Here is a 15476-nt window from a genome sequence, read left to right on the forward strand (position 1 = left end):
TTCACTCCGCTACAGGGATAAAAATTTGAGGGTTATCGTCGTTTAAAAACGCTAATTTTTCCACTTTAGTGGATAAAAACCACCAAAAGCGCGTGTGTGTGATACACTCTTCAAAAGGCATGAAATGCAAAATGGGATTTCTTAAAGAATTGAGATACATGATAGGATTTCTAATATCGGTTTGAAAAATCTCAATCTTGCGGTTGAGCGCGTTGGCTAAATTTTCATAATGATTGACAATCTCGTTTTTATAGCGCCTGTTAGGGTCAAAATCATAGAGCAACAAGCCCAAATCCATTTGCATAGACACATCAAAGATCACTGAAGACATGTCCTCATTAATATCCAAGCTTTCGTTCAAAACCACCACGCTTTGAGAGGTTTTAGACAAGCCGGAAGCGTTGGTTTTATAAACCGGGGTGGCTGTTTTATACAAGGCTTTTCGGTGTTTTTTAGATAAAAAAAGCTCTCTGCCCACCACGATTAGACCCATTTTTTTCTGGTGGTCTTCATGGAGTTTTTGGATAAAACTTTTCCCATAAAAATCAAAATTCACTTCAATGCTTTCGGTTTCTAGTGCTAAAAATTTATGGTAAAACTTAGGGCTAGTGGGGTGTAAAACCTGGATATAGAGCTTGTAGCTCTTTAAATGTTTGTGCAAAAACAAGGCTTGATACACATCGCGCATCATCGCTTTTCTGCTCTGCAAGCGCATATCAATGTATAAATAAATGCTCTTACCAAAGGGGGCTGGGAACTGCCCCACATTGCTTTTGACCTGGAGATACACCGCGTTTAAAATTTCAGGATTACCCGCCACTAAGAGAATGTCTCGTGGCTGGATAACCAAAGATTTAGTGGAGAGCAACAAAACATCGTTACGATAAAGCCCTACAATCCTGTATTCTTTTTGCCTGATAGAGCCAATATGTCTGTAAGCAAAAATACTCCCAAAAGGCACATCAATCTCCATGATCTCGCCCTTGCCTAACCCAAACTCTCTAGGGGTGCTAGGGATATTAGGCAAACGAGAAATGAATTTATTGGCTAAAACTTCAAATTCATCAATTAAAATAAGCTTTTCATCTTTATTTTCTTCATTATTTTCTAAAGTTTTTTCACCATCTCTTTTCACGCTCAAAACCACGCGCATGCGTTTGAAATGGGTTTGAATGATTTTATGAATGATGCGCTGTTCTTTAAAATCTTGTATGATTAAAAACGCATCGCTCACCTCATCGTTTAACGCTTGCAAAAGCCTGAAACTAGAAGTCGCATCAAAACAATGAAAAGCGAAAGTGCTCGGGTAGTTTTTAGGGATAAGGCTCTCATTTTTGACAACCACTATATAAAAATTATGATTAGAATAATGCCTTAGCACCAAGTCTAAAAAATTTTTTGCTACAATGCCATCTAAAATAAGGGCGATTTTTTTCAATTCAAAACTTCCTAAAAAATGATTACGCCATTATATCCAAGATTAAGGCTTAAACGATGGATTTTCAACTCCAAGCGACTGACAATAATGCGCGAGCTGGTCTTTTAAATTTAGCCCATTCTCAAGTGGCAACGCCTGTTTTTATGCCAGTAGGCACGCAAGGCTGCATCAAATCTTTAGACGCTACCGACATGCAAGACATTTTAGGTGCCAAACTCATTTTAGCCAACACCTATCACATGTATTTAAGACCGGGCGAAAAGATCGTTGAAGAGTTAGGGGGCTTGCATCGCTTCGCTCAATTTCATGGGAGTTTTTTAACCGATAGTGGAGGGTTTCAAGCCTTTAGTTTGAGCGATAATGTCAAATTGCAAGAAGACGGGATTGTTTTTAAATCCCATATTGATGGGAGCAAGCATTTGTTCACGCCCGCTAAAGTTTTGGACATTCAATATTCTTTAAATAGCGATATTATGATGGTTTTAGACGATTTAGTGGGTTTGCCCGCTCCCTTAAAACGCCTTGAAGAATCCATTAAAAGAAGCGCTAAATGGGCGAATCTTAGCCTAGAATACCACAAGCAAAAAAACCGCCCCAACAACAACCTTTTTGCCATTATCCAAGGCGGGACGCATTTGAAAATGCGAAGCCTTAGCGTGGGATTAACGCATAAAGGTTTTGATGGCTACGCTATAGGCGGTTTAGCGGTGGGGGAAAGCGCAGATGAAATGCTAGAAACCATCGCGCACACCGCCCCCTTGCTCCCCAAAGACAAGCCTCGCTACTTAATGGGTGTAGGCACGCCTGAAAATATCCTAGACGCTATCGGTTTGGGGGTGGATATGTTTGATTGCGTGATGCCCACCAGAAACGCCAGAAACGCCACCCTTTTCACGCATTCTGGCAAAATTTCTATCAAAAACGTGCCCTATAAATTGGACAACACCCCTATTGAAGAAAATTGTGCATGTTATGCTTGCAAACGCTACTCTAAAGCCTATTTGCACCATCTCTTTAGGGCTAAAGAACTCACTTACGCTCGTTTGGCCAGCTTGCACAATTTGCATTTTTATTTAGAGCTGGTTAAAAACGCCAGAAACGCCATTTTAGAAAAGCGGTTTTTGAGTTTTAAAAAAGAATTTTTGGAGAAATATAATTCTCGCTCTCATTGAATGATGGAATGCAAAAATACTAAAAAGCGTTTTTTACCATCAATAAAAGTTTTCTTAAAAATAAGGCTTTAGTTTTTAATTTTTGATTAAAACAAAACCCTATCTTTGATAAATCTCAGGGTGGGTGCTTTTAAAACGCCTGTGGAACCAAAAATAACTTTCCGGGTGGTTTCTAATCACCTCTTCGCACAAACTCGCTTGGGCTTGCGTGCATTCTAAAATATCGTTTTCAGCATTATCGGTGATTTGAGAGCGGATACTTTCGTAATAAGTCGCTGTGTAATGCGAATAATCGTCATTAAAATCAATGAATACCGGCTGGATGTCTATATTGTAACGGCGCGATAAAATAGAAGCGATCGTGGTGTGCGTAGCGTCTTTATTAAAGAATTTCACCACCACCCCATCTTTAGGCACGACATTTTGATCCACTAAAATCCCCACCAAGCCATTGCCTTGATTATACATTTTAATGAGTTCTTTCATCGCTCCCACTTTATTGACAAAACGCACCCCAAACGCCTCTCGCCTACTCATAATCATGTGATTGATGGGAGCGAATTTAGTCAAACGCCCCAAGCACCCCCTACCATAGTCCTCATAATATTGCGCTAAAGTCGTGCCTACCGCTTCCCAATAGCCAAAATGCATGCATAAAGTGATCGCTTGGCCTTCCTTGTTTAAAGACTTCCACACATTTTCTTCATTGATGAGCGTGAAACGAGCGTCGTATTCATCTTTAGGGATAAAGATCACTCTAATGGTTTCTAAGATAATGAAAGCAAAATTTTCATAACCCTTTTTAATAATCCTTTTTTTCTCTTCTTCGCTTTTAGAATCTCCAAACACAAAATCCAAATTGGCTTTAGCGTCAAAATAACGGCGCCTATCAAAAGTTTTCATCAGCCACGCCACAGCTTTAATGCACCTTAAAAACCACGAATGGGGCATTTTAGCTAAAACAAACCCTAGAATATTCACTAAAGATTCCACGATAAAAATACTCAAAATGTGCAATTCCGTTTTCAAACCCTTGTCGTCTTGTTTTAATATTTTTTCGTGTATGAGTCGTTCTTTATAAGTCATTCTTTTCCTTTAAAATGTTTAAAACGCATTCTTTAATTTTTTTAGGCTCTATGTTTTGGATAGAAAAATCCTTTTTATGGTAGTTAGCGTTTGAATTACCGGTGAGCGAAATATTGATCGGGCTTTCTAATTTAAAACGCTCCATGGGCGTGTTGCCATAAAGGGTGATGCTAGGCTTTTGCAACGCCCATGCTAAATGCGTGATGCCCGTATCGCCCCCAATAATCAAATCCATTTTAAAGAGCAACGCCTTAACTTCGTTTAAAGTGAGTTTAGGGAGCAATAACGCATCGCACTGGTTTTTTAAGGCGCCATAAAGCGCATTAGCCTTATCTTCATCAGCATGCCATAACAAGCAAATTTGAAAATTTTCTAACGCTAACGCCAGATCTTTAAAACGCTCTATGGGGTAAGTTTTATTGATTTTAGAAGTTTCTAAAACAAAAAGGATTTTTAGCTTGTTTTTATTCAAATTTAACGCATCAATTTTTGGAGAATCTTGGTAAGAAAACACTTTAGCCCTAGAGCTTAAGCCCTCTGAAATTTCTTTTAAAATTTCTTTTTGGGGCAAGTTTAGGGCATGAGAAAGGAGCGTGAAATTGCGCTTTAAAACAGGCTCATTATAAGCGATAGAAACTTTTTGCGAGTAAAAAAACGCACTCAAACCCTCCCTAGCCGAAGCGTAATCAAAGCCGACTTTTTTAGGGGCTTTTAACATTTGAGTGATGAGAGCGGATTTGACTAGGCCTTGCATGTCAATGACTATATCGTATTCATAAGCCCTTAAAGATTTAAAAAGTTTGAAAATCTTCAAAGGGTTAAAGGTTGTAAGTGTGCTTTTTAAAGCGATGGGGTGTAATTTATCAATATAAGGGGAATGCTCTAAAATCGCTCCAAATCTTTCATCCACGAACCATTCTATTTGGGCGTTAGGCAGACACTCTTTAATCACCGCCAAAAACACCGCGCCAACGATAATATCCCCAAGCGCTGAAAGCCTGACAATCGCTATTTTCAAGCAAACTCTATCGTCAAAGGAATGGGCTTAATGAGTTTAGGGAGCATCTCTTTAGCCAAGTAAAGCGTATCGTTAGAATGGATCACAAGCTTGTTTTTTTCTAGCGTGTATTTTAGATGATGGCTGTCTGTCAGGCACAAATTTTCGGCTAAAGAAAGGATAAAACTCAGCCATTGTAAGGTTAAAAGGCTTGGCATCATCGCGCTCATGTGGGCGATAGCGTTGTCTTTAGGGATTTTTTTATGGCTGAATTGCGCCAATAAGCAAATGATCGCTCTATCCTGGTGGCTAAAGCCATAACTCAAAGCGTTTAAAATAAAATACGCGCTGTGCTTGTGGGCCAAATAGACGCTTAAAATCTTACCCATGCTCGCTAATTCCCCCGCAATCTTTAAATGGAAAAGGTATTTTTCATCTATTTTATGCAAAGGCGACAAGGCTTCAAACAATTTCACGCATTCTTTTTTGACCTTTTGGCTGTGCTTTTCATGGGGCAAAAAGCGATCTTTTAAAGAGATGAGAGAGGGGTTGATATTAGGGGGGAATTTATGGTAATGGTTTCGTAATAAATCGCTCAAAAACACGCCTTCTCTCACCCCTACCCCACTAGTGATCATCAAAGAAGTTTTTAAATGCTCCAAAACGACTGATAAAATCAACGCCCCGCTCCTGATACTATCCAAACGCTCTTCATTCACCCCTAAAAGCCGTAATTGATCTTCTTTGAGCATGACGATTTTTTCAATGAACGCTAAATTTTTATGCACATCTATTTCATAACCATGCAAAGAATCAATAGGGTAATCAAAGCGTTTCATGAGTATCTTACTCAACGCCCTAATCGTCCCCCCCACCCCAAAGGCATTTTTGTGCTTAAAGGGCAGTTTAGAGACTTCTTTTTGGATAAAGGCTTTAGCCAATTTGACATCTAAGTCCTTGTCTAAAAACATTTCTTTAATGCGAATCGTGCCAACATCAAGCGAGATTAAGTCCTTAATCTTGCCTTTTTCAATCAATGCGCACTCGGTGCTACCCCCTCCAATATCTATCGTGATCCCTGAATTTTTATGCAACAAATTCGCACACGCGATCCCGCCATAGAGCGCTTCTTTTTGCCCATCAATGATTTTGATTTGCAAACCGCAAGCCTTTTTCACCCTCGCTACAAACTCTAATCTGTTAGGGGCATCGCGCACCGCTGAGGTCGCCACGCACAAGATTTTTTTGCTTTTGTATTTGAGGGCGATTTCTTTAAATTCGCTCAAGGCTTTAACGGCTCTTTGCATGGGGATTTCTTGTAAGATTCCATTAAACGCATAACAACCCTCTGAAATCCTAACCTTAGACTTAGTCTCAAAAAGCAAGTAAAACCCAAACTGGCTCGTCTTTTTAAAGACAGCCAAACGCACTGAATTAGAGCCTATATCAATCACGGTTGTGATTTTAGCCATTGCTAGCCTTTAATCTTGCTCTTTTAAGCTTTCGTATTTGTATTTCAATTCCTCTTTGCTCTCTGCATTGTTAGGATCCGGTAAAATCGCATCTACAGGGCATACGCTCACGCAACGAGGCTCATCATCATACCCATAACACTCTGTGCATCTGTCTGGATCAATATTATAAATGGGATCTCCCTCTTCAATCGCCTCACTAGGGCATTCTTCTCTGCAAGCATCGCACGCAATGCATTCATCATTCACCAATAATGACATGACTAACTCCTTTTAAAAAGTTTGAATACGATTTTTACTCTAAATTAGCTTAAAATTCAATCTAAAAAGACTATTTTTTTTTGATTATAAGAATGGGGGCTATTTTCCAACACGCCTAAAACCCCTAAATCTTTTAAATGGGTGTAGTCTTGTTTGTGGGTTTCTACAAACACGCTCAAACCCAAACGCCAAGCGAATTCTACCATGCCTTTTAGATCTTCTTTTAAAAGCTCTTCATCTAAAATGACCCCATCAGATCCTTGAACAAGCGATTCTAAAAGCTGGTAATGGCTGATGAAAAGATCCTGATGGACTATCAAAGAGCTCGCATGGCGGCGCAATAACCCTAAAACTTCTAAATCAAACACGCTTGGCGCGCCTATTTCGTATAATCCTTTGAAATTGACAATGACGCAATCGGTGTGGGTGTTTTCATTCAAAAGCTTTTCTAAAATCTCATCAGGGGTTACAAAAACACAATCTTTAGTTTGAGGAATGATCCTAGGCAAGTAAGGGTTATACGACAGGCTTTTACCTAGCATTTCATAAGAAAGCATGCCCTCTTTTAAGGCTAAGCTTTTTTGTAAATTTTCTAAAATCCCTATTTCTTGCATTCTTGAATGATCTTATTGTGCTCTTTTAATTCGGGTTCGGCTTGGATAGACTCTTTAGCGATGCTAGAAAAAATTTTTTTAGCCTCCAAACAATTCCCTAATTTGTAATAACCCCATGCTAAAGAATCCAAATAAAGCACTGAGCCAGAATCCAACGCTAAGGCTTTCCTCACAAAATCCATACCCCTTTTAATATCTAAGTCATAATCTATTAAGGAATACCCTAAAAAATTATAAAAGAAAGCGTCTTGCGCGTCTTCTTTGTCTTTAGTTTTAGCGAGGATTTGCTGGCGCTCTTTGGTGGCTTGCTCTAATTTTTGAATGATAGGTAGCATCTCTTGTTTGGTGAGTTTTTTATTTTTCGCGCTCAAACTTTCATAATGATAAATAGCCTCTAACCCTAAGAATTTAGGGTCTTTTTTTTCTTGATAGATCAAAGAAGCTTGTTTGGAAGCTTGAGCGAATTTTTTTTGCGCGGTGTATAGGTCTAACAACAAACGCCTATCAAATGGGAATAATTCTGCGATTTGCTGGGCCTTATCAAACTCCTTTAACAAGATTAATACCCCTATGTAAAATTGGGCGTTTTGAACAATAGGGTTTTTTTCATACAAACGAGCAAAAGTCGTTTTAGCCAAATCAAGCTCGTTAAATTGCGTGAAAGTGTTGAGCGCTTTTTGGCACAATTGCTCTGAGCAACCATACCTGTCTATATGAGATTGCAACAAATCCAAGCCCTCTTTTTTACGATTTTGCAAAAAATAGATCGTAATGAGTTTTTCTAGGCTGTCTTCATCATGCACTTGGTTATAAAACTTATTCAACAACGGGAAAGCCTTATCCAAACGCTTTTGAGTCAAATACAAAGTCCCTAACACATTGTCTGTGGCTATGGTTTTTTCTTCTTTACGGATTTTGTGCAGCAATTCAATCGCCTTATCAATCTGCCCCATTTGCGCATAGCCATCCACTAAAATCTTATTGATAGAAACATCGTTACGATTATTGGTGATTTTTTGATAGAGCATGGCTAAATGCATAGCGGTTTTAATATCCCCTAAACTCGCCGCTGAAATGGCCGCTTCTTTAGCATACACCACCTTATTGGTTTGCTTATAGAGATTCATATAGCCTTTTTGAGCGGCAGCAAAATCCCCTCTATGGAAAGCGTCTGAACTCAATAAAATTTGATGGTCTTCTGAAAGGGTTTCAGCGTTGAGGCAAGAAAACAAGCTCAAAAACAACAAACTCGCTAAAAACCTTTTCTTTATTTGAATATTCATTATTTTATTTCCTTTTTTGTGTAACTAAAGTGAATTTTAGCGCACTTTAGTTTCTTTGGTTTTTTGTGTGATGCCCGGACAGCTCTGGCAAAAAGCCTTTTTTTGCTCTTTAGAGAAAGTTTTCACGCTCTCCCAAAAAGGAAAAGTTTGGCATTGTTTAGGGCGCACACTATAAATCTGGCATTTTTTGGTTTCTAAATCCAAAAACACGCACGCCAAACCCAACTCTTTAGCGTCTTTTTCTAATAAAGAGAACTTATACCCTACCTTTTTAACGTATTTTTGACTGAATTCTTCTAATTCCAATTTTAAAAAAGCGCTAATTTGTTGCATTTCTTGGATATTCAAAAAAATATACCCGCTTTCCCCCACGCAACACTTTGCCCCACAACTCTCGCATGCCTTAGGATTAAAACTAAAATCAAAATCTTGCATTAAACTACCCCTATCCTATTGGAGATCAATACTCACGCTAAATTGCACCAACAGCCCTTCATCATCTTTAGAAATTTTTAAGGGCAATTGGCTTTGAGCGCTCGGTAAATATTTGTTGATTAAGGTGAAAAAAAGATAGGTTTTTTCCAATTCGCTCGCTCTGGCCATGATGAAAAATTGGGTTTTTTGAAGAGGGTTTTGAGAGAGCAAGGGTTTGATTTTATAAGCATCAAAACATTTTTTTAAAATCTTTTCTAAGATCCGCCTGGACTCTTCATCATTAAAAATCTTTAATAAGGATTCGCTGGTTTCTTTTTGATTGCGATAGTTCGCTAGGGCTGTTTCAAAATGCCTTTGCGCGTATTCTAAAACGCTTTTTTTACGATTTTCTTCTAAAAGGATTTTTTTTAATTCCAGCATGCTAGGCCATAGAAAATACTCGGTATTGAGCCAACCCAATAAGGAAAAAACCCCTAAAAAAATAAGGTTTTTGATGATAAAACCCACATCGCCTGATTGCTCTCTGTCTAAGTGTGAAAAATGCAATGGCTTCATTTAATAGACTCCGGATTTTTTATCAGTAAGGAATTAGAAAAGTTGGTGGAGACAAAATTAAACCACCCATCGCTTAAAGGGAAAAATTCCGCCCTAGAATAATCAAACATGGGGTTTAATTTGTTTTGAAACAAAAAATAAAAGGCTTCTTTAGAAGGGGTTTTACCACTAACCACCACGCTTTGCTGGTCTATTTCAATGCTATTAATAGTGATGGAGTCCGGCACAATATTCAAAAGCCCTTGCAAAACATCTCGTATATCATCATTGTAATTCAAACGCTTTTTGGCTTCTTTAATGAGTTTTAAGGTTTCATCAGTCTTAACCTGCAAGCGGCTGATTTCATGGCGGTAGAGCCTTTCTTGGATCGTCAAACTGGACGCGTTGTCTTGAGTGCTTTTAATAGCGTTGTGCATAAACCACACTAACCCCCCTATTACCACAAAAGATAAAAAAATGTAAAAAACCCAAATTTTAGAAAGCTTGCTGATAAGGTATTTCGCTCTTGGCTCAATATAGCTAAAACGCATACTTTTCATTCTCCATGCGCGCTAAAATATTCAAGTGCTCCACTAAAGAAAAATCAAGCCTATCCACTTCTATCATCAAAGTTTCTTGCAAATGCATTAACGCTTTGTGGTGGATTTGACAGCTGTCTAAAACAACCACTTTTTCTACAAAGTCTATCTCTCTAGAATGATAGACGCTGTGCAATCCCTCTTGCAAAACATCTGCAATTAAGGGGATATTCGTCATGCCTTCAATCAAACTATAAGCGTTCTCATTTTTTTCGCTATTATCCTTACTGCTGTCTAGGCCTATCGCTTCTTCAAGGCTGTCAATATCTTCTTGGATTTCACTCAAAAACAAATTCACAGCCTCATTATCCATTTCCATAGAATCCTCTTCCTTGCTCTCTATAAACTCTTCAGGTTGTTCTTCTAAAAACACGGATTTGGCTAAAAAAATCTCTTTTTTATCCGCAATCAAAAAATAAAATCTTGAACGCTCCAAAAGCAAATACAACAACGGCTTATTTTCTAAATGATCGCGCACAAAATCATAAATAAGGCTAAAAGGCGAAAACAAAAAATCCACATCCTGGATTTTAAAACGCTTGAAATCCTTTAAAAAATCCTTAGATTCCACATAAACGCAATACTTTTGATTGACTTCACAAGCATGATAATCTTGATTTTCTTGTTTGATTTGTTCAAACGCCTGTTTTTCGCATAAAACCTCTTTAGCCTTACTCATCGCGCTAAAATAAGTGTAGGGGTATTTTTGGCTATAACTTCTGGCGATTTTTAAGGCTTGAATAGGGACTTCACCATTTTTAGTCTCCACTTTAGTCTCAAAAGTTTTAAAAAATTTCTCTTTAATGCGATCGTTTTTGATCCTTATGACTTGAGTGGATAAAAGATTGTGATCCACATTAAAAGAGATATACACTTGAGAGCAAAACCTCTCCTTAAACGCTTTTTTTAACCCCTTAAGCACCCAAACCCCTTTGAGGTTCTTCAAACCCAACAGAATCCATGCGCGTCTTTAAATATTCTTTAGCCCTTGAAAGTTCCCATTCTTTAGGGATGATTACCGATTCTAGCATGTAATAATACACTTCGCTAAAAGGCTTAGGGATTTCAAATTGATCCCAAGTGTTCAACCGCCATGCGTTTTTACAAACCACCCGACAAGCGCTAATCCCCACGCCTGATTTTTGAGCTAAAGCGATCACCCCATCCGCTATGCTGTGTCGTGGGCCTTTGGGGCCATCAGGAGTGATAGCGACATCGCAACCTTCTTTCAATCGTTTAAGCCCTTCTATCAAAACCTTAACCCCCCCTTTTTTGCTAGAGCCTCTAATGTTTTTAAAACCAAAGCTTTCAAACAAACCCGCCGCAATAGAGCCGTCAAAATGCTGGCTTGCGATCACATAAACAGAAGGTTTTTCAAGCCTTAAATACGCAAATCCGATCATGCCAAGCTCCCCATGCCAACAGCTTACAATAAAGGGTTTTTCTTTTAAATTTTGAGCTAAAAAATAGCGGTTTTTACAAGTTTTATGCAACAACCAAAGGACTCCAAACGCCAAACGAGGGACAACCTTTAAAACGATATTTTTCCTGAAAAATTTTAAGCTCAATTCTCGCCTTTAAACCCGCTCTTCATTGGTTATTTTGATTAGTTGCCTTTAATGGCCGCTATCAAGCGCCCTTTGGAATGAGAAACAATCTCCACTTTTACAAGCTCACCCGGGTTTCTTTTTTCTTTACAAGTTACTTCAATGAATTTCCCCGTATCGCTACGCCCCTCAAAACCCACGATTTGATTATTAATTTCACGCCTATTTTCCACCAACACCACATGCGTTTTACCCACTTCCAACTTGGCTTTTTCTTCTAAAATTTCTTTGTGCCTGTTTTGCAACCTCTCTAACCTTGAAGATGAAACCTCTAATGGTACTCTTTCTTTCCAAGCTCCCGCTTCAGTGAAAGGGCGTGGGGAATAAATGAAACTATAGAGCGTGTCAAAGCGCACTTTTTCTAACACTTCCATCGTGTCTTCAAAATCCTTATCGCTCTCATTAGGAAAGCCTACGATAATATCCGTGCTAATGCCCACTTCAGGCACTAAAGCTTTTAACCTCTCCACCCGATTTAAAAACCACTCTTTACTATAACCCCTTCGCATCATCTTTAACACCGCGCTAGATCCGCTCTGTAAGGGCATGTGGATACTCTTGCACACTTTAGGGTTTTTGGCAAAGTGCTCTAAAAATCCATCGTTCATGTGCAAGGGGTGAGGCGAAGTGAATCGTATCCTTTCAATGCCTTGGATTTCACTCAATTTATCCAACAAATCGCTAAAATCCACTTTCGCATGCTCGCTGCTGAAACGCGCGCCGTAATTATTCACATTCTGCCCTAAAAGCATGAGCTCTTTAGTGCCGTTATTCGCTAATTTCTCAGCTTCTTTTAAAATCAAATCCATAGGGATAGAAATTTCTTTCCCCCTAGTGTGCGGGACAATGCAATAAGCGCATTTCTTATCGCAACCTATAGAGATATTTAGTAACGATCTGATTTGAGCCTTTTTTTCAAAAAATTCAAACGCATACGCGCTTTCATCATAATCAATTGCCACTTCAACCGCTTTTTCTTTATGGATCACTTGAGAGATTTTAGACACATTCCTAGCCCCTAACACAAAGCTCACGCTCGGGGCTTTTTTCAAAATATCCGCTCCCATGTGGCTTGCGGTGCACCCACAAACCCCAATTTTGGCGTTGGGTTTTTTGATTTTAGCGAATTGACCGATTTCTGAAAACAATTTCCGTTCAGGCTTTTCGCGCACGCTGCAAGTGTTGATTAAAATCAAATCCGCTGTTTTAGGGTCGCTAGTCTCTTTATAATCCAGTTTGGATAGTTCGCTTAGTAGATGCTCGCTATCCCTAGAATTCATGGCACAACCCATGGTTTCAATATAAACTTTCAATACAAGCCTTTAAATAATGTGCAATTCATAAAGAAAATCTTTTTCATCAGTGCTGACCCTCACCTCATCTAAATAAGCCGTATGGCCTTTTTCTTTGAAAAAATCCACCGCTTTGAGCATGTCTTTGTGGGCGTTTGTGGGGGCAAAATAGAAAATAGAACGCTTGTCTTCACTAAATTTGCGATACAAATCCTCTAATTCCACGCTCTTAGCGTCTGATTTTCTCGTATTCTTAGCTAAAACTAATTTCATTGACTCTTTCCTTAATTGATTTGGATTTCTCATTTTAACGCATTCTGTCTTTAAAACAAATTAGATCACCCTTTTCCCCCCTAAAAACAAGCGCTCCACTTCTTTAGCATGCAATAAAAATTGCAAGATCGCTTGCTCTTTAGTGAATTTTTCATTAAAACCAAACACGCTCAAATCCGCCCTTTTGTTGGCTTCTATCTCGCCATTATTCAAAGCTAAAGCTTTAGCCCCATGCCTAGTCGCCCCTAAAAGGGCTATTTTAGCTAATTCTAATAACGGCATGTTATGGGTGAGCAAGAACGCCCTTAATTCGTCTAAAAGACTCAAAGAAATGTTAGAACTCAAGCCATCAGTGGCCACGCTCACGCTCAAACCGGCTTCTTTAGCTCTCTCTAAATCCAACGCTTTCCCGCTCAATAGGCGGTTAGAAAAGGGGCATGTGATTAAAAAAGCGTTTTTGACTTGAGATTTAATCCTTTTTAACGCTTCTAAAGAAGCGAACTGGTTATGCACGAATAAAGTGTGCGTGTCTTTAAACATGTCAATGTAATCGTTCGCGCCTTTATAGAGCGATTTGAAATGAGACTCCTTTAAAAAATGCTGGTAAAAATTTTCAAACCACCCTTTAGATTTTTCCACCCATTCTAATTCTTCAAGCGATTCTAAAAAATGCGTAGAAAGCAGGCTTTGTGAATCTTTGGCCAATTGGATGACGCTCAAAGCCATGTCTTTTTGGACCGAATAAGGGGCATGCACAGCGAGAGCGGCTTTAAGCTTTGCATCTTCTAAATCTTTTAACTCTTTAAATTTGGCCTCAAACGCCTTTAATTTTTCTAAAGAATAGCTGCTCCCTAAAAACTCTAAAAACACGACAGCATTCAAGGGGCTTTCTTTCAATAAATTAACTTCTATCAGGTGGTTAGAAATCGCTCCCACACTCCCTACCCCGCTTTTTAATTGCGCAGCGATAGCGTTTTGAATAGCCCCTTGGCAATTTTCTAAAATCGCCCCCCCATTGTTTAACACGCTCCCTAACCAGCCAGAAAAACTCCCGTAATCAAAACTCGCCTTGTTGTTGGAAAATTCAAAATGGGTGTGCGCGTTGATAAAAGCGGGCAACAGAACGGAATTTTCAAAAAACTGCGCCTTTAAGTGGGGGTATTTAAGCGTTAAACTTTGATAATCGCCTATTTCAACAATCTTTTCATCAAAGACCACGCCATAATCTTCTAACACTTCGCATTTTTCATTACACAAAAAAACTAAAGACGCTCCTATGATTTCTTGCATGCATTCTCCTTAATAAATGTGGTTTGCCCTTTTAAGATCATTCTTTGCACTTCACCATACAATTCCAAACCATAAAAGGGCGAATTTTGATTACTCACTCTTGTTTGAGCGTTTAAATCTACAATCATCAGATTGGCTAATTGGTTTTCTTTAACCTCGCCTGCATTGAGTTTTAAAAACTTCGCTTGATTGATCGCCATGACTTTAATGAGCTGTTGGAAACTGATAACCTTTTTTTGAACTAAAAAAGTGTAAGCCACGCTAAAAGCGTCCTCTATGCTCTCGCACCCAAACGCGCTTTCTTCAAAAAGCTCTGCGTTAGAATTTTTAAAAGCATGAAGGCTTGTGAGCATGGCGATTTCGTTATTTTTTAGGGCTTCTTTTAGAGCGTTTTGACCTTCCTTATCCCTTAAAGGAGGGGCGATTTTAAATCTGAGCTCATAATCTTCATACACGCTCTCATCTAAGATTAAATGGCTTAAGGGCGTTTGGGCTTGCAAACGCGCTCCTAAATTGTTAAAGGCTTTGATGAGTTTGAGCGTGGCGGTGCTACTCACTTTATCCAAAAGCATAGGGATTTGTAACGCTCTAGAAACTTCCATAAAACGCACCAAGCGCGTGTTTTCAAACGCATTTTCTACAAAATTCTGCCCCAATTCATAGGCTAATGCCCCACTATTTAGGGTTTCAAAAGAATTTTCTAAAGAGATTAAAAGAGGCAAGTTGTAGGATTTGGCGTAATGACTGATGAGTTCTAAAAAAGCGTCAGATTGCGCAATTAAAATTTCCCCCCCTTTATTTTTAAGCGTAGCGATGTCGGCTAGTTGGTTGTTTTTAACCGCCATAATATTTTTAATGCCGCTTTGATCGCAATTAAAAACATTGAGTAACCCTACCCCCCCTTTAAAAGCCTTTTGTTTTAAATTTTCATAACCCTCCAAACCAGTAACGCTCAAATCAATGAAGCTTGGCAGCACGAATAAATCCGTGCACTCAACCACTTCTTCACTTTTGGTAGGGCTTAAGTTTTCTTTAATCTCTATAATGAGAGAATCTTTTAAGCGGATATCCGCTTTTTTTAAGATCTCATCATCATAAAACGAAGCGTTTTTTAACAGCATCA

General features: G+C 38.8%; 17 protein-coding genes. 1 reads left to right on the forward strand and 16 read right to left on the reverse strand.

The genetic code is table 11. The features are described 5' to 3' along the window. Position 1: 1 nt before the first annotated feature. Positions 2-1438, reverse strand: a complete 1437-nt coding sequence (locus KX581_RS04700; RefSeq protein ID WP_231175718.1) for a COG3400 family protein — start codon at positions 1436-1438, stop codon at positions 2-4. Positions 1439-1494: 56 nt separating this feature from the next. On the opposite strand from KX581_RS04700, the gene tgt reads away from it, so the two are divergent. Continuing rightward, positions 1495-2610 (forward strand): tRNA guanosine(34) transglycosylase Tgt, encoded by a 1116-nt coding sequence (gene tgt, locus KX581_RS04705; RefSeq protein WP_231175719.1) that lies wholly within the window; start codon positions 1495-1497, stop codon positions 2608-2610. A 99-nt stretch (positions 2611-2709) separates the two neighbouring features. Here tgt and KX581_RS04710 read toward each other — a convergent pair whose 3' ends face one another. The 15 genes from KX581_RS04710 to KX581_RS04780 are packed head-to-tail and all read right to left on the reverse strand — an operon-like array spanning position 2710 to position 15474. Next, positions 2710-3696 (reverse strand): lipid A biosynthesis lauroyl acyltransferase, encoded by a 987-nt coding sequence (locus KX581_RS04710; RefSeq protein ID WP_231175720.1) that lies wholly within the window; start codon positions 3694-3696, stop codon positions 2710-2712. Next, entirely contained in the window at positions 3686-4714 is a 1029-nt protein-coding gene (waaC, locus tag KX581_RS04715; RefSeq protein WP_231175721.1) for a lipopolysaccharide heptosyltransferase I, read from the reverse strand. Before waaC ends, KX581_RS04710 begins: the two co-directional genes overlap by 11 nt. Continuing rightward, positions 4711-6165, reverse strand: coding sequence for a Ppx/GppA family phosphatase (locus KX581_RS04720; RefSeq protein ID WP_231175722.1), 1455 nt, complete (start codon positions 6163-6165; stop codon positions 4711-4713). The genes waaC and KX581_RS04720 overlap by 4 nt, the downstream gene beginning before the upstream one ends. Positions 6166-6174: 9 nt before the next feature. Next, positions 6175-6426, reverse strand: coding sequence for a YfhL family 4Fe-4S dicluster ferredoxin (locus KX581_RS04725; protein ID WP_000055470.1), 252 nt, complete (start codon positions 6424-6426; stop codon positions 6175-6177). A 56-nt stretch (positions 6427-6482) separates the two neighbouring features. Then, positions 6483-7040, reverse strand: coding sequence for a beta/alpha barrel domain-containing protein (locus KX581_RS04730; RefSeq protein WP_180629314.1), 558 nt, complete (start codon positions 7038-7040; stop codon positions 6483-6485). Continuing rightward, on the reverse strand, positions 7028-8323 hold the full coding sequence (locus KX581_RS04735) for a tetratricopeptide repeat protein (RefSeq protein ID WP_231175723.1): 1296 nt from the start codon (positions 8321-8323) through the stop codon (positions 7028-7030). The genes KX581_RS04730 and KX581_RS04735 overlap by 13 nt, the downstream gene beginning before the upstream one ends. 36 nt (positions 8324-8359) lie before the next feature. After that, positions 8360-8758, reverse strand: a complete 399-nt coding sequence (locus tag KX581_RS04740; protein ID WP_100960057.1) for a YkgJ family cysteine cluster protein — start codon at positions 8756-8758, stop codon at positions 8360-8362. A gap of 15 nt (positions 8759-8773) precedes the next feature. Next, positions 8774-9313, reverse strand: a complete 540-nt coding sequence (locus KX581_RS04745) for a hypothetical protein (RefSeq protein ID WP_000803090.1) — start codon at positions 9311-9313, stop codon at positions 8774-8776. Then, on the reverse strand, positions 9310-9843 hold the full coding sequence (locus KX581_RS04750) for a hypothetical protein (protein WP_001212813.1): 534 nt from the start codon (positions 9841-9843) through the stop codon (positions 9310-9312). Before KX581_RS04750 ends, KX581_RS04745 begins: the two co-directional genes overlap by 4 nt. Further along, positions 9833-10813: a hypothetical protein gene (locus KX581_RS04755; RefSeq protein ID WP_231175749.1), complete on the reverse strand. Its 981-nt coding sequence runs from the start codon at positions 10811-10813 to the stop codon at positions 9833-9835. Before KX581_RS04755 ends, KX581_RS04750 begins: the two co-directional genes overlap by 11 nt. Continuing rightward, positions 10806-11459, reverse strand: a complete 654-nt coding sequence (locus KX581_RS04760) for a lysophospholipid acyltransferase family protein (RefSeq protein ID WP_100965604.1) — start codon at positions 11457-11459, stop codon at positions 10806-10808. The genes KX581_RS04755 and KX581_RS04760 overlap by 8 nt, the downstream gene beginning before the upstream one ends. A gap of 38 nt (positions 11460-11497) precedes the next feature. Further along, positions 11498-12811, reverse strand: coding sequence for a tRNA (N6-isopentenyl adenosine(37)-C2)-methylthiotransferase MiaB (miaB, locus tag KX581_RS04765; protein ID WP_231175724.1), 1314 nt, complete (start codon positions 12809-12811; stop codon positions 11498-11500). 9 nt (positions 12812-12820) lie between these two features. Beyond that, positions 12821-13063, reverse strand: coding sequence for a nuclease (locus tag KX581_RS04770; protein WP_000780061.1), 243 nt, complete (start codon positions 13061-13063; stop codon positions 12821-12823). Positions 13064-13123: 60 nt separating this feature from the next. Then, the gene (mqnF, locus tag KX581_RS04775; RefSeq protein ID WP_231175725.1) at positions 13124-14353 is read right to left on the reverse strand and encodes an aminofutalosine deaminase family hydrolase; all 1230 of its coding nucleotides are present in this window, start codon (positions 14351-14353) and stop codon (positions 13124-13126) included. After that, positions 14338-15474: an amidohydrolase family protein gene (locus KX581_RS04780; protein WP_231175726.1), complete on the reverse strand. Its 1137-nt coding sequence runs from the start codon at positions 15472-15474 to the stop codon at positions 14338-14340. The genes mqnF and KX581_RS04780 overlap by 16 nt, the downstream gene beginning before the upstream one ends. Between the last annotated feature and the right edge of the window lie 2 nt (positions 15475-15476).

The sequence above is a fragment of the Helicobacter pylori genome (assembly GCF_021062735.1).
Lineage (GTDB): Bacteria > Campylobacterota > Campylobacteria > Campylobacterales > Helicobacteraceae > Helicobacter > Helicobacter pylori_DN.